At 47.1% G+C, this 21,175-nt stretch carries 12 protein-coding genes and 1 pseudogene; 11 read left to right on the forward strand and 2 right to left on the reverse strand.

Annotated elements, in window-relative coordinates; all coding sequences use genetic code 11:
- Positions 1-30 precede the first annotated feature (30 nt).
- Positions 31-2,391 carry a PAS domain S-box protein gene (locus tag U5R06_12950; protein MDZ7723674.1) on the forward strand — a complete coding sequence of 787 codons (2,361 nt, stop codon included), beginning with the start codon at positions 31-33 and terminating at the stop codon, positions 2,389-2,391.
- A 331-nt stretch (positions 2,392-2,722) separates the two neighbouring features.
- Here the strand turns inward: U5R06_12950 and U5R06_12955 are convergent.
- Positions 2,723-4,060 (reverse strand): annotated as a pseudogene (locus U5R06_12955) (IS1380 family transposase).
- Positions 4,061-4,421: 361 nt separating this feature from the next.
- Here U5R06_12955 and U5R06_12960 point away from each other — a divergent pair.
- The 10 genes from U5R06_12960 to U5R06_13005 all read left to right on the forward strand — a co-directional run bounded on the left by U5R06_12960 (position 4,422) and on the right by U5R06_13005 (position 18,419).
- Positions 4,422-4,625, forward strand: a complete 204-nt coding sequence (locus U5R06_12960) for a hypothetical protein (protein MDZ7723675.1) — start codon at positions 4,422-4,424, stop codon at positions 4,623-4,625.
- Positions 4,626-5,404: 779 nt separating this feature from the next.
- Positions 5,405-6,292 carry a diacylglycerol kinase family protein gene (locus U5R06_12965; GenBank protein ID MDZ7723676.1) on the forward strand — a complete coding sequence of 296 codons (888 nt, stop codon included), beginning with the start codon at positions 5,405-5,407 and terminating at the stop codon, positions 6,290-6,292.
- The gene (locus U5R06_12970; GenBank protein ID MDZ7723677.1) at positions 6,289-7,023 is read left to right on the forward strand and encodes a lysophospholipid acyltransferase family protein; all 735 of its coding nucleotides are present in this window, start codon (positions 6,289-6,291) and stop codon (positions 7,021-7,023) included. Before U5R06_12965 ends, U5R06_12970 begins: the two co-directional genes overlap by 4 nt.
- A 10-nt stretch (positions 7,024-7,033) precedes the next feature.
- A complete protein-coding gene (locus U5R06_12975) occupies positions 7,034-7,291 on the forward strand; it encodes a hypothetical protein (protein MDZ7723678.1) in 258 nt (85 codons plus the stop codon).
- 561 nt (positions 7,292-7,852) lie between these two features.
- Positions 7,853-11,902: a PAS domain S-box protein gene (locus U5R06_12980; protein ID MDZ7723679.1), complete on the forward strand. Its 4,050-nt coding sequence runs from the start codon at positions 7,853-7,855 to the stop codon at positions 11,900-11,902.
- Positions 11,899-13,632: an ATP-binding protein gene (locus tag U5R06_12985; protein MDZ7723680.1), complete on the forward strand. Its 1,734-nt coding sequence runs from the start codon at positions 11,899-11,901 to the stop codon at positions 13,630-13,632. The genes U5R06_12980 and U5R06_12985 overlap by 4 nt, the downstream gene beginning before the upstream one ends.
- 2 nt (positions 13,633-13,634) lie before the next feature.
- A complete protein-coding gene (locus U5R06_12990; protein ID MDZ7723681.1) occupies positions 13,635-14,075 on the forward strand; it encodes a response regulator in 441 nt (146 codons plus the stop codon).
- 4 nt (positions 14,076-14,079) lie between these two features.
- Positions 14,080-17,544, forward strand: a complete 3,465-nt coding sequence (locus U5R06_12995) for a PAS domain S-box protein (GenBank protein ID MDZ7723682.1) — start codon at positions 14,080-14,082, stop codon at positions 17,542-17,544.
- The gene (locus U5R06_13000; protein MDZ7723683.1) at positions 17,522-17,989 is read left to right on the forward strand and encodes an ATP-binding protein; all 468 of its coding nucleotides are present in this window, start codon (positions 17,522-17,524) and stop codon (positions 17,987-17,989) included. The genes U5R06_12995 and U5R06_13000 overlap by 23 nt, the downstream gene beginning before the upstream one ends.
- A 49-nt stretch (positions 17,990-18,038) precedes the next feature.
- Positions 18,039-18,419 carry a response regulator gene (locus U5R06_13005; GenBank protein ID MDZ7723684.1) on the forward strand — a complete coding sequence of 127 codons (381 nt, stop codon included), beginning with the start codon at positions 18,039-18,041 and terminating at the stop codon, positions 18,417-18,419.
- 491 nt (positions 18,420-18,910) lie between these two features.
- Here U5R06_13005 and U5R06_13010 read toward each other — a convergent pair whose 3' ends face one another.
- Positions 18,911-20,968 carry a family 20 glycosylhydrolase gene (locus U5R06_13010; GenBank protein ID MDZ7723685.1) on the reverse strand — a complete coding sequence of 686 codons (2,058 nt, stop codon included), beginning with the start codon at positions 20,966-20,968 and terminating at the stop codon, positions 18,911-18,913.
- Positions 20,969-21,175 lie beyond the last annotated feature (207 nt).

The raw sequence follows: 21,175 nt of genomic DNA on the forward strand, positions 1-21,175 counted from the left end.
ATTTAAGTGTTGGCAGGAGAGGAAAGCAATATGAGCCAAAACAAGAGACCGGATTGCGAGACGGGACGTCGTCATGGCTCGACACCCGCGAGTGCCGATGTGTGGGAGGCATTGCGTGCCTCGGAAAGCCACTATCGCAGACTCTTCGAGTCTGCCAAGGACGGTATTCTGATCCTCGACGCCGAGACCGGGATGATCACGGATGCCAATCCGTATCTATTGGAATTGCTGGGCTACTCGCGCGAAGATTTGGTCCAGAAGAAAGTCTGGGAGCTCGGTTTCCTCGCGGATGTTGTCGCCAACGAGGCTAACTTTTCCGAGCTACAGCAGAAGGAATTCATCCGGTACGATGATCTGGCGCTGGAGGGCCGCGATGGAAAGCGGCATGAGGTGGAGTTCATCAGCACTACCTATCTGGAACGCGGCCAGAAGGTCATGCAGTGCAACATCCGGGAAATTTCTGAACGAAAAAAGGCAGAAAGAGTGGAGCGGGAATCCGCATTGATGATCCAACGGATTATCAATGCAATACCCGCTCGTGTCTTCTGGAAGGACAAGGATCTTGTCATTTTGGGCTGCAATGCGGCATTCGCCCATGATGCGGGTTTCGCCAAGCCCAAGGATATCATTGGCAAAGACGACTTTCAGATGGGATGGCGCGAGCAAGCGGAAAAGTATCGCGACGATGATAGAGCCGTCATCGAAAGTGGTTGCGCCAAGCTGCTCGTCGAGGAAACCCGGACGACCCCGGCGGGGGACACCATCAAGCTGTTGACAAACAAATTGCCGCTGCTCAATGAGGACGGTGAGATCGTTGGTGTGATCGGAACGTATATGGACATCACTGCCCTCAAGCAGTCCCAGGAATCGCGCGACCTGTTGGCGATTGCGGTGGAGCAGGCGGCGGAGGCGATCATCATCACGGATCAGACGGGCAGCATTCTCTATGTGAATCCGGTTTTCGAGACGATTACCGGCTATACCCGCGAAGATGCCATGGGCCGCAACCCGCGCATTCTCAAGAGCGGCAAGCACGACGAAAAGTTCTACCGCTGGATGTGGGCGGAACTGACTGCCGGGCGCGTGTTTCGATGCCGCATGATCAACAAGCGAAAGGACGGCACCCTCTACAAGGAAGAGTCCACGACCTCGCCCGTGTACGATGCGACGGGCAAGACCACCCATTATGTCGCCGTGAAACGCGATCTCTCGCACGAAACACATCTTGAAGAACAACTCCATCAAGCCCAGAAGATGGAGTCGGTGGGCCGATTGGCGGGGGGCGTGGCGCATGACTTTAACAATTTGCTCATGGGCATCATGGGATACACCGAGATGTGCAAGGAGGAAATTGAGCCGAGCCATGCGATCAGGGGGTGGCTCGACGAAATAACCTTGTGCTCCGAGAGGTCGGCTGAAATCACCCGGCAACTTTTAGCCTTTGCCCGGAAACAGGCTATTGAGCCCAAGATCGTGGACCTCAATGATTCCGTGGAGAGCATGCTCAAGCTGTTGCGGCGGCTCATCGGTGAGGACATCAATTTGGCCTGGCGGCCCGGCAAGAGCACGGGTTCGGTACTGATCGATCCGGCGCAGATTGACCAGATCCTTGCCAACCTGTGCGTCAATGCTCGTGACGCCATTTCCGGCGTCGGTGAGATCGTCATCGAGACCGAAAAGGCTCACATTGATGCAGACTATTGCGCAAGCCATCCGGATGCCATTCCCGGAAAGTATGTCTATCTCTCGGTCAGCGACGATGGCAGCGGAATGAAAGAGGAGGATCTGGCGCAGGTGTTCGAGCCGTTTTTCACGACGAAGGGGGTCGGCAAGGGAACGGGGCTGGGATTGTCCACCGTCTATGGTATCGCCAAGCAGAACTTTGGATCCGTAGACGCATCCAGCGAATTAGGCAAGGGCTCGACATTCAGGGTCTATTTGCAAGAGGTTGAGGCAGAGGTCGTGAAAACAACCGTTACCAGCAAGGCGGAAGCGCCCAGAGGTCGAGGGGAGACCATTCTTTTGGTGGAGGACGAGAAAGCACTGCGCGTAACCTGTGGCCTGTTCCTGGAATCCCTCGGGTATCACGTCGTGGTCGCGGAGACACCGGGCGAAGCCTTGAAACTGACAGCCCAGCATTCGGGGGCCATTCATCTGTTGTTGACCGACGTGGTCATGCCCGGAATGGATGGACGCCAACTGGCGAAAAGAATCACTGTGGCCAAGCCAGGCGTCGAGGTGCTGTTCATGTCCGGTTACACATCTGATGTGATAAGCAGACGCGGTGTAATTGACAAAGGCCTGCATTTCATGTCCAAGCCGTTCACGCGCGATGACCTCGCTCGCAAAGTGCGAGAGTTGCTCGATGCCTCATCCGTACAAACGACATAGCTGCCAGCAATTGAATGACATGCTCAAGGAATAAAAAGCTCAATAGAGTGAACATATAAGGCTAACCGGGTAAGGGCTGGTTTTACTCCGGCCTTCCTCACATCGAGCATGCGGATTCGCACTGGGCGGTTCAATATATCCTGAATAATTCATGAATTTACAAAATCAATAATTTGCTCCAAATTTTTGACGTCAAATTAGCGGTATACTGACAATTTTATAATTTTGGGAAAAATAATGCAAATCACGGGAGCATTTGGACATAGGTATCCCATGCCCCTGAATATTATGTAAACAATGACAAAGAGCGCCGGACAACCCAGGAACTCTACTACGCGAATCCAGTCATCATCTCATAGATTGTCCTGAATTCTCTTTGGTATGGATACGAAGAACATAATTGCACTTTGATCCGGGTCGACAACTCTTTGATCTGTCCGGCAATTTTGATGATTTTGAGTCGAATTGTATTAAAATCAGCTCTGGCAAAACAGGTATTTTTCAAATACTGTTCTCTAAAACGATGCAAAATCATATATGCCAGATTGAAAAAGACGAGCCTGAATTGATTGACCATAAACAAATGACTTGACGTACGATCACTGCCAAGCTGTCTTTTGTGTTCTTTGATATAGAGTTCAGCCTGGCCACGGCCGCAGTAAGCTGTTTCGTAAACAAATTTGCACGAGGCTTCTTTGAAACTTGTGGTGATAAATCTGATGTTGAGTTTGAGCTTCGCGGTGTATTCGATTTTAGCAACAACCCGTTCCTGTTCAGACCAGCTGTCAGCCTGGTACTCAAAGTCCTGGTACATTTTGAACGGTTTGGGATCTGCTGCAAACCGTTTTTCAGCCTCGTTGACAGCAGGTTCAACCATCTTTTTTAGAGTATTGTTTGCCGTTAAACCCAATGTATGCTGAAGGTTAAGCTCTCTGCATATATCGTAAACCGCGGGGCCGCGATAATGTGAATCGCCCCGAATCAGTATCTCAACATTCGGCCAGGTTTTTCTAATGATCCTTACAACACGACGAATCATTTTGGCAATCTCCCGACCGGTGGGGCGTTTGCCGGGGCGCAAAATCGTTGCGATCAATTTGCCGCTGTTGCCTTCATAGATATGCATGGGCTGATAGCATGTACTTCCGTAATACGCATTGAATAAATTGAGCTGTTGTCCACCATAGGTTCGGTCTTCAGTATCGTCAAAATCAAGGATGATACCATCAGGTGGTGAATTGTACAAATCGGTAAAAAATTCCACTTACAGCCGCGATAGAAGAATGAGCGTTCTGGGATCAATCCGATGTTCAAATCGGCACATTGTCGATTGACTTGCCAGCGCATCATCGGTATCCAATGTTTTGTTACAACCGGTTTTAAAGGCCGGATCATTGCGCAAAGAATTGCAATCGTTGCCATCTTCATATCCGGCAATAATTTGTAACACACGTTGGGTTAACAATTCTTTTGTCCTGTGTTGTATATAACCCTGATTTCGATGATCCGGCAACAACCTGACAATTTTATCAACAATATCCTGTTTTTCAATGAACTCTCGTATTAAAAGTATACCGCTATCAGATGACAGTTCGCCGCCAAAGTCAACGTGAACTTTTTTACCAGAAATTTCTTTGAATAAACAGAGTTGATTCGTATTTTTGCCCATAGCTGTTGCCCTCACTTTGTTTATTAATTTTTTTTGTCATCGGCGGGTGGTTATTACTAAGCGTTATACGCGCAATAAAAACAAAGATAAAATATGATTGCCTGAATCATTTTATTATTAGATGCATGAAAGGAATTTTGTTATACTGAATGAAAAAGCGTATATTAAAAAAATAATTGTAATTTTCTTAAAAATATTGTTTCTTGTATAAGCATAGATGATTCATGAAATGAAATATACCCAAAATTAGCAATATAGAATCGGAAAAATTAATTGTTCACAACTCAAATTGCTGATAATTTGTCTAAAAACCATCATCAATATATAAAAGTGACTGGATAAAAACAGGAGAACTAACTCGATGGAAGTTTTAGAGAAAAAATATATTATAGATGAAAATAACAATAAAGTCGCTGTTCAGCTGGATATTAAAACATTTAATAAAATCGAAGAGATCATGGAAAACTATGCTCTTTTCAATTTGATGAGAGAAAATGAAGTGGACGAACTACTAGATCAAGATTCAGCTGAGGAGTATTATTCCAACCTGGATAAAACGAATTGAAAACAGTTTATCGAAAGCGATTTTTAAAAAAGCTATCGAGAGTGCCTAAAAATCCTCGAATACAAATTGAGAATTTTGTTTTTAATGAGGCGAAGATAATAAACTCTATAGCAAAAGTAAAAAAAATAGAAAAAATGACGGGGTATACTGGATACTATAAGATAAGGTTTGGTGATTATAGAGTTGGTTTAAAATATAAAGACAAGATGATAATATTTGAAAGAGTATTACATCGCAAAGATATTTACAAATATTTTCCATAAATATTACTAAAAATATCAGCATTGCTTCAATACCGAGTTTTATCTTGTACCCATTTTGCGGTTTAGCTTTTCAACAAGGCAATTATTTTAATTATCAACAGTACATACTATAGTATGTACTGTTATGCACCTTTATAATTCTATATATAACAATTATTAAGACGCTGCATCAAAAGCTCTGCTTCGCAACTGTTCAGCACAACACTTCCGCAGCCCTTGCTGGATTACTTTTTCTCTATCGGTTCTAATTTCCGTCAGCAGTAAAGCGCCCTCAGCGATCATTCGAACCTATTCGCTTTAATCCTGCGTTCCTGGATTCACGGCATGCTCCCTCTCCCCCTTTGTGTCGTTCGGGGTCAATTTTTTCAAGCCATGCCATCACACCGCTATCTTTTTCACCTGACAGGCATATTTCTGTTGCCTGTGAAAAAATAATTACTAAATTATGAATTAGGTTCACCATCTGTATGATTAAATTATTATCAGGTTCGGATACGAAATCACAGGCGGAACGGTATGAACATCCTGATGCTGGTCAATCCAATAGCGGGGAAAAAACAGGGCATTGCCGTGTCACAGCGGGCGCTGCAGCTCTTTAACAGCCAGAATGTGACTGTTAAAGTCATTTACTCCGAGCGTCCCCGGCACCTGATCGAAATCGCCAAAGACGAGGTCGGCAACGGCTGGGACGGCATCGCGGCCGTAGGCGGAGACGGTACTCTGTTCGAGGTGATCAACGGTATGGCGCAGGGCAATCCGGATCTACCGGCGCCGCTCGGGGTGATTCCGGTGGGCACCGGCAATTCATTTTCCCGCGATCTGAACATCGCATCGCTGGATGATGCGGTCTGCAACATGGTCAGGGGCAACACCCGGCGCGTGGACCTGGGCAAATTCACGGTGGATGAACAGGATTATTATTTTATCAATATCATCGGGTTCGGATTTGTCGCAGATGTTGCAGAACGGGCCAGTCTGTACAAAAAATGGGGCGCCCTGAGTTACATTATCGGCGTGTTCCAGGTGACCCGCAGACTGCAGTCCTATCAGATGACATTCGAGATTGACGGCGTCAAATATGAGCGCGACAATGTATTCGTTGAGATTTGCAATTCCACCAGGACCGGCGGTGATATGATCATGGCGCCGGACGCGAAAATCGATGACGGTCTGCTGGATGTGGTGGTGCTGAACAAATTATCCAGGCGGAAACTGCTGGCAACCTTTCCCAGGATATTCAAGGGGACGCATATTCATATTCCCGAGATCACGACATTCAAAGCCAGGGATATGACCTTTTATTCGGACATTAGCAAGATCCTGACCCCGGACGGTGAGATATTCGGCAACACGCCCCTTTCGGTTTCTGTTGTCCCCGGCAAGATCAGGGTATTCGACGCATGACAGCCGTGTTGCGGAAAATAAAAAAACGCAGCGTTTCCTTTATACTCTGGAGCATCGGACTCGGTCTTTTTATACCCTTTGGATTGTTTATCATTGTTTACAGCCTGTTTTTTGATCCCCGGCGTATTGATCCGTTTCTCAAGGCCGGCTGCCGGTTTATCCTGAACGCCATGTTGATCAGAACAGAGGTCAGTGGATTGCAGCATGTTGATGCGGAAAAAACGGTTGTTTTTATGGCCAATCATGTCAATGTGTTTGACGCGCTGGTGCTTTTCGGATATATCCCCAATTACGCGCGCGGTGTGGAACTGGATAAACACTTCAAGTGGCCCTTGTGGGGACTTTTGTTAAAGAGACTGGGCCAAATCCCGATCAGCCGGGATGGCGGGAAAAAAGCCCTGCAAAGTCTGGAAACAGCCCGGCAGCGCATTGAAAACGGGACATCTATTATCATTCTGCCTGAAGGCACGCGTACCTTGACCGGCGAACCGGGTACCTTTAAAAGAGGTCCATTCATTCTGGTCAAAGCGGCAAAAACGGATATTGTACCGGTTGTCATGATCGATGCGTTTCAAATCAAACACAAGGGCAGCAGTATCATCACACCGGGCACCATAAAAGTAAAATTCGGCAAACCTGTCCGTTATTCGGACATAAAACATCTGCATACCCGGGACATTCTCAAGGTTGTTGAGGGTAAAATAAGGGAATTGTTCGAGTCAGATTATTGATAGTAAAACTATGCTGATCGACAATAAAAAGCGCCAAAATGTCATAAAAACACGAAATGATCCCGAGAACGCCAAGTTTTACGATCGATGGTTCGCCAAGCGGGGCGTGCTCGAGCTGTATGATTGTGAAAAAGATCCCGCCCAGCTACATAATCCGGCAAATCACCCCGATCATAACATCGTAAATCAACTGCGTTCCCGGTTGATTCGGTATTTTGAGACAACCAAAGATCCTGGTTTTACAGATCAAGCCTGTAAGATTCGATGAGTATCGTTACCGAATGGAAATAGTTCCAGAATGAAAACAAGCAAACAATGCGTTATACATAGAGGTGCCAAACCGCGCGTGTGACCGCTGGTTATATTCAAATTTCTGCTTGACATCGAAGCATTCTGCTCTACTCTATTTGGGATGCAATTTCAAGCTAAATGAAGAGCTTTTCATGAATTGTATAAATGCATTGCATTTAAATTCCCGCTGTTTTATATTCCAAAACTGGATTACAATCAGGTTGTAATCAAATGATCAAAAAAGTAGTCAAAATACAAAATTTTCAAGATCATAAAAAAACATCAATGGCAGACGATCTTGAAGAAGGAAAACCGAAACACCCCGGGAACCTGTAGCAACCGTCGAATTTTTAAAAAGGCAATATCATGAAAATACAGCAAGATTTTAAAGAGGCGCAAGTTGTTCCACGAACTCGACGTTAAAAATCGGGTGTTTTTGCTAAAATATCCGCAGAAATCCGCGATTGAAAATTCGCTCTATCAGCGTTATAATGAAAGATTAACGATGAAAGATAAAAAAAGAAGGGGTAAATAAAATATGCAGGAACGTTCATTTGAAAAGATACCCGATGGCTTTATAAAAAAGTGGCAGGAAATAGCCGACTTGATTGCAACTATTGTGAATGTTCCCGCCGCTTTGATTATGAAAACCGAAAACGAGTTTATGGAGGTTTTCACTTCCAGCAAAACCGAAAACAATCTATACAAGGTGGGTGATACGGAACATTGGCACGGATTATACTGCGAAACGGTGATCAAAACGCAAAAGAAACTCCGCATCCCCAATGCTCTGAAAGATAAGAATTGGGACAAAAATCCCGATATAAAACTCGGGATGATAGCCTATCTCGGTTATCCGATAAATTTTCCTGATCAAAAACCTTTTGGAACGTTATGCGTGCTCGACAATAAGGAAAGACAATTCAGCGCTGAGAACGAAAAATTATTACTGCAATTCAAAAAAGTAATTGAACTGGATTTGGCCTTGATTTTTTCGTTGGGATTAACAGAAAAATACAGCCACGCCGATATCATTCAAAAATTATCACAAGACAATAAAGAATACCAGGCAACCAATGAGGAACTTGAACAAACCAATGCGGAATTATTAAAAGCTCAACAAAAAGCTAAAGAAAGTAAAGAAACCTACCGTAATCTTTTTCAGAATGCGCAAGTGGGGCTTTTCCGGACCAGAATCTCCGATGGAAAGATATTGGAAAGCAACAAGCAACTGGCCGTGATGTTTGGCTATGATGATCTGGATAATTTTATAGCTGAGTATAAAACATCCGACAACTATGTTGATAAAGGCGCCCGCGAAAAGATGATTGAAATGATCAAAGAAAACGGATTCATTCAAAACTTTGAAGCGCGTTTTTACCGCAAAGATAAATCGATTTTCTGGGCAAATTATTCAGCCAGGATATTTCCGGATAAAGGGTGGATCGAAGGCGTAGCAGAAGATATTACAGAGAAGAAACTGGCAGAGGAAGCCTTACGAGAAAGCGAAGACAGGCTATCAAAAATAATGATAGCAGCAAACGACGGCATGTGGGATTGGGATTTAAAAACGAATCAGGCTTATTTTGACCCACGCTACTATAAATTGTCAGGATATGATGTTGATGAATTTCCCCACAAGCTGGCAGAATTTCAAAAACGCGTTCACCCCGATGATGTTGATTATGTGATGAACGAAACTGAAAAACATCTGAAAGGAGAGATTGACCGTTTTGAAGTCAAATTCAGGTTCCTGAAAAAGTCGGGTGACTGGCAATGGATACAGGGGAAAGGAATAATTGTTGAGCGGGACGAAAAAGGCATACCGCAGCGCTTTGTAGGAACCCATCGCGATATCAGCGAACTCAAACGGGTAGAAGAAGCGCTGAGATCCAATTATGAGTTGCTGCGAATTGCCGGTGAAACTGCTCGCTTTGGCGGATGGAATGTTGACCTTGAGAAGAACATCTCCAACTGGTCGGATGCTGTGGCAGATATTCATGAGGTTCCACATGGATACTCGACACCTGTGGAGGAAGGCATCAATTTCTATGCACCCGAATGGAGGGACAAAATCACACAGGTTTTTACCGATTGCGCCCAAAAAGGTATTCCATACGATGAAGAGATGGAGATTATTACTTTAAAAGAAAAACGCTTATGGGTAAGAACTATAGGCAGAGCGGTGAAAGATGAAACCGGCAAGATCAGCAAAGTGCAGGGTTCGTTTCAGGATATAACCGCACGAAAACAGGTGGAAGAGGATTTGCGGCAAAGTGAAAAACGCTATCGGCTACTGGCTAAAAATACACTCGATATCATTTGGGTGATGACGATGGATGCGCGCTTTACCTACGTCAATCCGGCCATCCAAACAGTGTTTGGCTTCAGCCCAGACGAATGGATCGGAAGTGGGTTATGGGAGCATTGCGACAAGCATCATTTCGCCAGGATGAAGACTTTGATCGAAAAGGAAGCTGCCAAAGGTCTTGAACACCAAGGGGTAATCTTTGAAGCGCAAATGCTTCGTCGCGATGGCAGCGCCATTGACGTCGAAATTCATGGTCAGGTCATCTTCAACGATCAAAATGAACCTGTTTCATTACAAGGCGTGACCCGTGACATTACCGATCGCAAAAAAGCAGAACAACTGCTCAAAGAGAGTGAAGAGCGCTTTAAAGCCTTGCATAATGCATCTTTTGGCGGTATTGCCATTCACGATAAAGGAATCATTTTAGAATGTAATCAGGGACTTTCGGAAATAACAGGATATTCATTGGACGAACTCATTGGAATGGACGGTTTGTTGCTTATCGCTCCGGAGACAAGAGATTTGGTGATGAATAATATTTTGGCAGGCTACGAAAAACCTTATGAAGCTATTGGTTTACGCAAAAACGGAGAATTATATCCGATAAGGTTGGAAGCAAGAAATATCCCATACAAAGGAAAAACCGTCAGAACAGTCGAATTTAGAGATATAACTGAAACCAGACAGGCCGAAGAAGCACTGCGCCAAAGCGAAGAAATGATGCGCAATTCGCAATCTGTGGCTCATATCTCTGCTTATTCAACAAATCTGAATGTAGCTGAAATACAGAAAAGCCAATGGGTTTGCTCGCCCGAATTTTACAAAATATTCGGGATAGACGAAAGCTATCCGCATACAATAGAAGGTTGGGCGGCTCTTATTCATCCCGATTTTCGCGAAGAAGTGTTTGCCTACCACGAATCTGTTGTAAAGCAAAAGAAATCTTTCACTCGTGAATATAAAATAATCCGTATTAATGATGGAGCAGAGCGCTGGGTTCATGGTACAGGAGAACTTGAATTTGATAAAAAAGGAAAACCCGTCAGAATGCATGGGGCTATTCAGGACATCACCGAACGCAAGCAGGCGGAGGAAGCCCTGAAGCAAAGCGAGGACAGATTCAAAAAGCTATCGAGTTTTACTTTTGAAGGAATCATTATTCACAAAGATGCCATTGCCATTGATGTCAACCAAAGCACAGTAGAGATGCTTGGCTTTGAAAGAGATGAAATAATCGGAATGAATTTATTCAATTTGATTCATCCTGATTATCATGCAATAGCAAAAAATAATATTAAAAAACAAGTAGCAACACCCTACCAATTACTCGTAATACGAAAGAATGGCTCTACCTTTTATGCCGAAATTGAAGCCAGGGATATATCTTATAATGATGAATATTTCAGGGTAGCATGCATAAGAGACATCACCGAACGCAAAAAAGCCGAAGAAGCATTACAGCGCATCGAGTGGATGCTGAGCAAAAAAGCGGCAGCCGTAAAAAATGACCAGGCCCCGCTTTATGGTGATCTTTCGAAGCTAAATACCAGCAGATTGATTCTTGATGCTGTCGGAAAAGATGTGCTGCAAGATATCGCGGACGACTTTTTAAGGTTACTGGAATCCTCATCAGCCATATATGAAAAGAACGGCGATTATGCGCTTGGCATTTTTGCTTCCGGCTGGTGCCGTTTTATGGATCAGGCCTCCCGTGAATTGTGCGGCACCGACGACAATAAAAAGGCGCTGAATAGCGGTAAATGGCTTTGTCACGAATCCTGCTGGAAGGAAGCATCGCTGCCGGCCATGGAATCCGGTAAGCCTGTCGATATCGAATGCCAGGGCGGAATACATCTCTATGCACTGCCGATTATTGCCGGTAATAAAGTAATCGGAGCCATCAACTTTGGCTATGGTGATCCGCCGCAGGACAAAGAAAAATTGAGCGAACTGGCTGAAAAATACAAGGTCTCCCTGGATGATCTGATAAAAAGGGCCAGGGAATACCCGTCCCGTCCGCCTTACATCATTGAAATGGCCAAAGAACGGCTGCAGGCTTCCGCCAATCTAATTGGTGAAATCGCAAGCCGCAAAATTGCAGAGAAGGAGATAATTAAACTAAACGAAGAACTGGAACAAAAGATTGCAGAAAAGACCAGAGAACTGAAAGAACGGGTTTTAGAACTGGAACGCTTCCACGATGCGACCATCGAGCGGGAATTTCGCATCAAGGAACTGCGCGACGAGATCGATAAACTAAAAAAGCAGACAAGATGAGCATTAGCCAGGAAAACAGCGTCACGCAAGCCCGCTGGAACGCACTGTTTTGGGGCAGCCTCACACTCGTTACAGGGTTCGCGCTGTTCGGGTTGCTTGGTTATACACCGGGCTTACGGCGGCTTGCCAGCATCCGCCCGGACTTTATTCCAATGGCGCCGAGCACGGCAGTCAGTTTTCTCATCCTAACCATTTCATGCCTGGCGGGGAGCAGCCGTAAAAAATTATCGGGCATGGCGCCGGTTTACCTCACCCTCACTTTGCTGGTCTCCCTGTTTGGCCTGCTCGACGTGCTGGGCTATTTCTCCGGCACAGAGTTAAACTTTGAAGACACCCTTGTGCCGGAATTCGGCGAGCTGAACGGCGTTCTCGTCGGACGGATGTCACCGGCCACCGGGCTGGCTTTTTTTCTTGCCGGACTGGCTGCGTTTTTTCTGCTCCGCTTACAAAACCGGAATCAACAGAGAAGCGCTGTGGACTATATTACGGGCGCATTAAACCTGAGCGTTTTTGCCTCTGGTTTTGTGTTCAGCCTGGCTTATTTCTATCAAAAGCTTTTGCTTTACGAATTACCGGACACCATCCCCATGGCGCTGACCACGGCGCTGGGATTTCTGCTGCTCTCCGTTGGGCTCATTGCAGCCCGTCCGGCAGGATTTCCACTGCGGCTGCTGACGGAAGATTCCACCCGCAGTTATTTGCTGCGCGCCATTCTGCCTCTAACCCTCTTTTCCGTTTTTCTGGGGCTTGTTGCAAGATTTTTCCCGCTTCAAACACTGAAAGTGAATCCGGCGCTGTTTTCCGCGGCGATCACCATCCTGGTTGTACTGGCAGCGGGATTCGTTACTGCCTGGATATCCCGCAGGGTTGGTAGCCAAATCGACCGACAGAAAGATGATCTTGAAAAGCAAGTAGATAAAAGAACCAGAGAACTTGAGGAAAAGGTTAAGAAACTTGATAGCAGTGAAAAAGCCATGCTTTATATGGTGGAAGATTTGAACCATCTGACAGCCGAACTGAAAGAAGAACAGCGCAAGCTGCTGCTTTCCAATAAAGAGCTGGAAGCCTTTTCCTATTCCGTTTCCCACGATCTGCGGGCGCCCTTGCGCCACATCAATGGCTATATCGATCTGCTGAATGATAAATTCAGCGCCGAACTGCCCGAAAAAGCACAATATTACCTGGCTACCGTGACAGATGCCGCCAACCGAATGGGCACACTGATCGACGAGCTGTTGCAGTTTTCCAGAACGGGACGTCAAAAAGTGCGAAAATCCAAAATAGAAATGAATGCGCTGGTAAGAGAGGCGCTTGAAAGGATAAAACAGGATATCGAAAAAAGAGAAATAAGCTGGAACGTACAGGAATTACCACAGGTGTCCGGCGATGATTCCCTGCTGAAACAGGTTTGGCTTAACCTGCTCGATAACGCCGTTAAATTTACAAAAAACACCCAAAAAGCAGAAATCTCGATTGGCTGTAAAGAGGAAGAGAATAATTTCGTATTTTACGTTCGTGATAACGGCGTGGGTTTCGATATGAAATATGCACATAAACTGTTCGGGGTTTTTGAGAGGCTCCATTCGCAGGCCGAATTTAAAGGCACAGGCATCGGGCTTGCCAATGTGCAGCGCATTATTCATAAACATAGCGGGAAGGTTTGGGCGGAAGCGGAACCCGGTAAAGGAGCAACATTTTATTTCAGTTTATCCAAAAACAAGCAGGAATGATCATGAATGAATTAAAAACAATATTATTGGCCGAGGACAATCCGCAGGATGTGGAATTGACCCTTGAGGCATTGAAGGAACATAAGCTGGCAAACCATGTGGTTGTGGTTAACGACGGCGTGGAAGTGATGGATTACCTGAATTATAAAGGCCGGTTCAAGGAGCGCACAAAGGGTAATCCCATCGTAGTGCTGCTGGATATTAAAATGCCGCGGATGGATGGCATTAAAGTGCTGCAAGCCATCCGACGCAATGAAAAACTAAAAATGCTTCCTGTCGTTATACTCACGGCTTCACGCGAAGAACCCGACCTGAAAAAATGCTATGCCCTGGGCGTAAATGCTTATGTGGTGAAACCGGTGGATTTCAAAGATTTTTTGGAAGCGGTGAAGCATATTGGCGTGTTCTGGGCTATGCTGAACGAAAAACCACCGATGGAATAAACTTATGAAGACAAAAACAGATAACAAAGACACTGAACTGAATGTTCTTGTCCTGGAAGATTCAATCAGGGACCTGGAATTAATGCGCGAACAGCTCTCAACCGCGGGCCATCCGAATGTGACCCATGTTGACAATGAAGCGGATTACACGGCCTCGCTGCGCGAAAACAGTTTCGACCTCATCCTCGCTGATTTTAAGCTGCCGGGGTTTGACGCATTCAGGGCATTGGAAATAAGCCGGGAACTGTGTCCCGAAACCCCGTTTATCTGCGTATCAGGCACTATTGGTGAAGAAACCGCCGTTGAATTATTAAAGCTGGGCGCTGTGGATTATGTGTTGAAAGACAGGCCCGAAAGGCTTCCCATGGCCGTGCAACGGGCACTGGAAGAAGCGGAAATAGAAGCTGAATATCAAAAAGCAGCGGAAGCGCTCCGGGAAAGCGAAGAAAAATTCCGACTATTAGTGGAGAACCAGATGGATCTAATCGTCAAAGTGGACATTGAAGGCCGGTTTCTTTTTGTGAGTCCTTCCTATTGCGAGATGTTAGGTAAAAAGGAAGAAGAGCTTTTAGGCAAAAAGTTTATACCCCTTGTGCACGATGAGGATAAAGAGACGACCGAAGAGGCCATGAAAAATCTGTTTTCGCCGCCACATCATACTTATATTGAACAGCGTGCCATGACAAAAAATGGCTGGCGGTGGCTTGCCTGGGTAGATACGGCTATGCTGGACGGCAAAGGCAACGTGAAAGAGATTATCGGTGTGGGGCGCGACATCACTGAACGCAAACACATTGAAGTTGAGTTGAAAGAAAAAACTTTATTTTTATCAGCGCTCATGGAAACAAGTCCGGTAGGTATTGTTACTGTTGATAAAACCGGGAATATTACGTATGCAAACTACAGAGCCGAACAAATACTTGGACTTGAAAAAGAAGAAATAACATCACGAACCTACGATGCCCCTTTATGGAAAAGTACTGACCTTGACGGATCTTTTTTGCCTGATGAGAAACAACCTTTTAATATCGTAAAGAAATCATTAAAAACAGTTTTAAACATACAACACGGCATAACGTGGTCTGATGGTACTGTTGTTATATTGTCAGTTAACGCTGCCCCGATAAAAGACCATAATGGCGCATTTAATGGTATGATTGCTTCTATCGAGGACATCACCGACCGCAAAAAAGCCGAAGAAGCGCTGCGCGAAAGCGAAAACATCCTTAATATCACAGGACAAATAGCAAAAATTGGCGGCTGGGAATTGTATGTTGAAACAATGGAAGTTACATGGACTGATGAAACATACCGGATACATGAGTTACCAAATAACATCAAACCACCTCTGGAAGACGCCATTAATTTCTGGCATCCTGAGGATCAGCCTATTTTGAGAAAAGCAATACAACAGGCGATTGACAAAAGAATTCCTTATGATCTGGAGTTAAGGTTCATAACCGCAAAAGGCAGAAACCTTTATGCTCGAACAAAATGCATACCGGTTATGCGTAATGGTAAAGTTTTTAAATTGCAGGGATTTTTCCAGGACATCACCGAACGCAAGCAAGCCGAAGAAAAAATGCGCAGCATTTATCGTGTGGCCCCCACCGGAATTGGAGTTGTGGTCAACAGGGTGCTGAAAGAAGTGAATCCCCGTATTTGTGAAATGACCGGATACACACGAGAAGAGCTTGTTGATAAAAATGCACGGATATTGTACCCTTCTCAGGAAGACTATGATTTTGTCGGCAAGGAAAAGTACGACCAGATCAGGGCAAAAGGAACCGGTAAAGTGGAAACGCACTGGCAAAAAAAGGACGGCACAATCATCAATGTACTGCTGGCTTCCACACCCCTCGATCTAAACGATCATTCCAAAGGTGTTACATTTACAGCACTTGACATCACTGAACGCAAGCGGGCAGAGCAAAAAATGATCGAGCAAAAAGAGTTGCTCACGGCCATCTATCGCAACGCACCTTTGGTGATAATGGTGGTCAATGCCGAACGGCGTATTCAAGAGGTCAATGGATTTGGGACACAATTTGCCGGCAAAAATGCAGAAGAGATGCTCGGTTTGCGCGGCGGCGAGGCGCTGCGTTGTATGCACGTGCTGGATGACCCGCAGGGTTGCGGATTCGGTGAATTTTGTCAGCACTGCGTTATCCGTAATAGCGTGCTGGACACACTTGAAACCGGCGAAACGCGCTTGCAGAAGGAAGCCCCCTATTTTTATCAAGAAGATGGTAAGATCAGTGAAATGACCCTCCTGACTTCGACCACGCCCATTATGGTAAAAGGCGAGCGTATGGTTTTGGTAACCTTGCAGGATATCACTGAACGCAAACAGACAGAAGAAGCGCTACGTGAGAGCGAAGAAAAATATCGAACATTGGTCAATAGTACCTTACAGGGTGTGATAATCGCTAAATCAGATCCGGTCAGGCTGGTTTTTGCCAATCCCGCCATGGCTCGGATAAGCGGATATAGCTCTGAAAGACTGCTTAATATGGATACCGATGAATTGACTCAACTCGTTTTTGAAAAAGACCGGCAGCGATTTTTTACCAATTTTCAAAAGCGTTTGAAAGGTGAAAATATTCCGCAAACAAACGAATATCGAATGGAGACTAAAGATGGAACAATAAAATGGGTTGCCCTTTATTCTTCAAGGATTGAATATCAGAATGAACCGGCTACGCTTACAACTTTTATGGACATCACCGATCGAAAAAAAGCCGAGGATGAACTGCGCCAAAGCGAAGAGATGATGCGCAGTTCACAATCCGTGGCACATATCTGTTCTTATTCAACAAATCTGAATGTAAAAGAGATCAAAAAAAGCGCATGGGTATGTTCGCCCGAGTTTTATAAAATATTCGGGATAGACGAAAGCTATCCGCATACTATAGCCGGTTGGGCGGGCCTTATCCATCCTGACTATCGTGATGAAATATTTGCTTACCATGAATCTGTGGTAAAAGAAAAAAAATCTTTCAATCGTGACTATAAAATAATCCGTATTAACGATGGCGCAGAACGCTGGGTTCATGGTACAGGAAAACTTGAATTTGATAAAAAAGGAAACCCCGTCAGAATGCATGGGGCAATACAGGACATCACCGAGCGCAAACAGGCTGCGGCGGAAAAAGAAAAACTCCAGAAACAGTTGACCCAGGCGCAAAAGATGGAATCCGTGGGCCGACTGGCGGGCGGGGTAGCGCACGATTTTAACAATATGCTCAGCGTGATTCTCGGTCATGCGGAGATGGCCCTGGAGCAGATAAACCCCGGACAGCCGCTTTTTGAAGATTTGCAGCAAGTCCGCAAGGCCGCCGAACGATCCGCAGATTTGACCCGACAACTATTGACCTTTGCCCGCAAGCAGACCATTGCGCCCAGGATCATCGATCTGAACGAGACCGTGGAAGGGATGCTCAAAGATGCTGCGCCGGCTCATCGGTGAAGACATCGAGTTGGCCTGGCGGCCCGGCAAGAATCTCGCTTCGATCAAGGTGGACCCCTCCCAGATTGACCAGATTCTCGCCAATCTGTGTGTCAACGCCCGGGATGCCATCGATGACGTGGGCAAAATCACCATCGAGACGGACGTCGTTTCGTTTGACGAGGCCTATTGCGCCGTTCACGCCGAATTTGTGCCCGGCGATTACGTGTTGCTGGCCGTCAGCGACAACGGCTGCGGCATGGACTCGGAGACCGTCAGTCATCTGTTCGAGCCGTTCTTCACCACCAAGGATCAGGGCAAGGGCACCGGCCTGGGTCTGGCCTCGGTGTACGGCGCGGTCAAGCAGAACAACGGCTTTATCAACGTGTACAGTGAGCCGGGCCAGGGGACGACCTTTAAGATCTATCTGCCGCGGCACCGGGCCGGGACGACGGCTTCAGGCTGAAACCGCAACGGCAAAGCCGACGGCAAGCGGAAACGAAACCATCCTGCTGGTGGAGGACGAACCGGCCATCCTGCGCATGGCCACGATGGCGCTCGAAAGACTGGGGTATGTCGTGATTGCGGCCAAAACTCCGGGAGAGGCTATCCGCCTGGCCCATGAACACCGCGCGTGCGAACGCACAGGCAGCGGCCGCATCGACCTGCTTATGACCGATGTGGTTATGCCCGAAATGAACGGCCGCGACCTGGCCAAAAACCTGCTCTCCATCTATCCCGACATCAAACGTCTGTTCATGTCAGGGTATACCGCCAACGTCATTGCCCACCACGGCGTGCTGGACCCAGGCGTGTATTTCATACAGAAACCGTTTTCGTCGAAGGATTTAGGAGCAAAGCTGCGTGAGGTCCTTGAAGACAAGAATACTGATTAAAATAGAGTTTAAACAACCGTTGTGCGCACAAGCAAATATTGAGGACGGTGTAAACGGATGTCCGTGGCACGGTCATCCGTTTCACCGTGCAAGCGGTAAATCTCCGGGGCACAATGCCGACCTTACATCGTACAAAACTGAAATCCGCAATGACGGCATTTATCTAAAAATCGAGCCTCCTGAAATGGCACTTTGCATTTTCTTTAAGATTGCTTCCCATTAAAAGCACATTTGGGCCTCTTGACAATTCCCTTGTGCACGGATCGGGAGCAGAGAGTCAATCAGGACTGCACAAAAGGCATCGTTCTGCCGCGGCGCACGGGCGACGAACGTGTCGTGGTCCGGGGGTGTAATTTGCTCGACGGACACGGACGACGATCTCGTCGTGATCCGTGGTTTTAATCTGCTCGACGGACATGGGCGACGATCTCGTCGTGGTCCGGGGTTTTAATCTGCTCGACGGACACGGGCGACGATCTCGTCGCCCTACATCAGCGGCCTTCCGCCGGTTGCGGCAGTCCCATGACGGCTTTGACCAGCATCTGCATGGCCGGCAGCACGGCAAACTTGACCTGGGCCGCGGATTTTTCCGCGGCTTTGAGCGTATCCTGAATAAACACGCGTTCGGATGTGTCCGGCGCGTGTCCCTCCTTCTGACAGCGCAGCAGAATCTGTCCGGCGCGTCCCAGTTTTGCCAGTCGCACCGACAGCGTCCGAATTTCGCCCAGGATCGGTGACCGGTCGATGACCGTCTGCAGCTGCGGCTGGTGGTCGATCCACTGCTGAAAGACGGCGTTCAGCTGTCGGGCGGCTGACTCGGATTGCTCTTTGTCATACAACAGCGCCCGCACCAGTATTTCAAAACGTCGCGCCTGGGGCGGATCCGGTCGGGCCGCGTCCATGACGCGTGTATAGGAGAATGCTGATAAAAATCGCGTTTGGAACTGCGTGTGTAATTCTGCAAAGGCTGCACCACCTCGACCAGCGTGCGCAGGGCGTCGGTCGGTTGTCCGGCTGTCAGACGCCGCAGCATCATGGGCAGACAGGTTTTGTGGCGCAGTCCCAGTTCCTCCATCTGCACACTGACAATCGCCAGACGCCGGTACATATCCCACGTCGTTTACCTCTGACAACGCCCACAGGCGTTCGGCAATGGCGGCGGTGCGCGGCCAGATCCGCGAATCAATGAGCTCCGGCGTGACAAACTCGCCCCACATGGTGGCCTCGCCTCCGATGATGCGTTCCTGTTCCTCACGAGTCAGACGCATTTCTTTGGTCACCGGATCGTTGAGATAATGGTGTTCGGCTGATTTCATCAAGTCGATGTAATAGCCTTTGGAGAGAATCACCCGGTAGCCGTTCCGGGCCGCATCCATTAGCGTATTTTTGCCGCGCCAGGACTGGATAATGATGTTTTTCGGCGAATCCGGGTGCATGATCTCTTCCCAGCCCACCATGATCTTGCCGTAGTCCTTTAGTATATCGTGCACACGCGAGACAAAATAGTTCTGCAGCTGATGATTGTCCGCAAATCCCTTTTCCTGTTTGAACGCCTGAATCTCTTTATTGGCATCCCAGTGCACGCCGTTGTTTTCATCGCCGCCGATGTGCATAGACTCATCCGGGAACAGGGCGCACATTTCCTGATAGAAAGCGCGCAGAAATTCGAATGTATTATCTTCAGCCGGATTAAACACCGGATCCATAATGCCCCATTCACGCTCGATGCTGTAGGGTCCCGGCGCGCTGGCGTACTCGGGATAGCCGACAAACCAGCTGGTGGCGTGTCCCGGCATATCGAATTCCGGCACCACCCGGATGCCGCGGTCCGCGGCGTAGCGGATGATGTCTTTGATCTGTTCCTGACTGTAATACAGACCGTCCGAGCCCAGCTCGTGCAGTTTGGGAAAGGATTTGCACTCGACGCGGAATCCCTGATCGTCGGTTAAATGCAAGTGCAGCACATTCATCTTGACCGCGGCCATGGCGTCGATATTGCGCTTGAGCACGCCGACCGGCTGAAAGTGGCGCGACACATCGATAAGCAGTCCGCGCCAGGTAAAACGCGGCTGATCCTCAACGACCAGCGCTGAAAAGTAATATCCCTTTTCATCCGCGGACAAGAGCTGTAAAACCGTTTCCAGTCCGCGCATGGCGCCGACATCCGTCGCGGCGTTGAGCTGAATACCGGATGAACGTATCACCAGGCTATAGGATTCGTCCATGTCCGGCCCCAGGTCGGCGCGGCGCTCAACCGTCACCGTCATCTGCGCGCCGGCGGTGTCACCCGCACTCACCACCTGCTGTTCAAAGAACAGTCCGGTGCGGCCGGACAGGCGGTGCAGGGTACGGGTGGCGTAGGCATGCAGACGTCCCTCAGGTACGCCCTGAACGGCGATTTTAAACGTTGTATTTAGTCGGTATTCCCCGATTGAATCTTGATCTGCGCCGGAACCGGCAGAACGTCCGTGCCCCAGACAGCAGCAGTTATGGTTAAAAGCATCGTGATGATCCGTTTCATAGTATAATCCCTCAATTTGAACGACCAAACTGTGTTGGTATTATAAACATTTTGGCGACAAATAAAAAGAAAATCTGTATCGCTACATAAAAAATAATGTTTTCTAACAACTCGAATCAAAAATTGATAAATAGCAAGGGTTGTAAAGATCAATAATAATCAAATATGCTGATTTCCTGGCGTTCCTTTGTATCTCTTCGACTCTTGTGCATCGCTTTAAAAACCAATCCACGCA

It is taken from the genome of candidate division KSB1 bacterium, from assembly GCA_034521575.1.
Taxonomy (GTDB): domain Bacteria; phylum Zhuqueibacterota; class Zhuqueibacteria; order Residuimicrobiales; family Krinioviventaceae; genus JAXHMJ01.

Bases quoted from the DNA above. Each gene is read 5' to 3' on its own strand.
- U5R06_12950 (MDZ7723674.1), top strand. From the start codon at position 31: ATGAGCCAAAACAAGAGACCGGATTGCGAGACGGGACGTCGTCATGGC.
- U5R06_12960 (MDZ7723675.1), top strand. From the start codon at position 4,422: ATGGAAGTTTTAGAGAAAAAATATATTATAGATGAAAATAACAATAAA.
- U5R06_12965 (MDZ7723676.1), top strand. From the start codon at position 5,405: ATGAACATCCTGATGCTGGTCAATCCAATAGCGGGGAAAAAACAGGGC.
- U5R06_12970 (MDZ7723677.1), top strand. From the start codon at position 6,289: ATGACAGCCGTGTTGCGGAAAATAAAAAAACGCAGCGTTTCCTTTATA.
- U5R06_12975 (MDZ7723678.1), top strand. From the start codon at position 7,034: ATGCTGATCGACAATAAAAAGCGCCAAAATGTCATAAAAACACGAAAT.
- U5R06_12980 (MDZ7723679.1), top strand. From the start codon at position 7,853: ATGCAGGAACGTTCATTTGAAAAGATACCCGATGGCTTTATAAAAAAG.
- U5R06_12985 (MDZ7723680.1), top strand. From the start codon at position 11,899: ATGAGCATTAGCCAGGAAAACAGCGTCACGCAAGCCCGCTGGAACGCA.
- U5R06_12990 (MDZ7723681.1), top strand. From the start codon at position 13,635: ATGAATGAATTAAAAACAATATTATTGGCCGAGGACAATCCGCAGGAT.
- U5R06_12995 (MDZ7723682.1), top strand. From the start codon at position 14,080: ATGAAGACAAAAACAGATAACAAAGACACTGAACTGAATGTTCTTGTC.
- U5R06_13000 (MDZ7723683.1), top strand. From the start codon at position 17,522: ATGCTGCGCCGGCTCATCGGTGAAGACATCGAGTTGGCCTGGCGGCCC.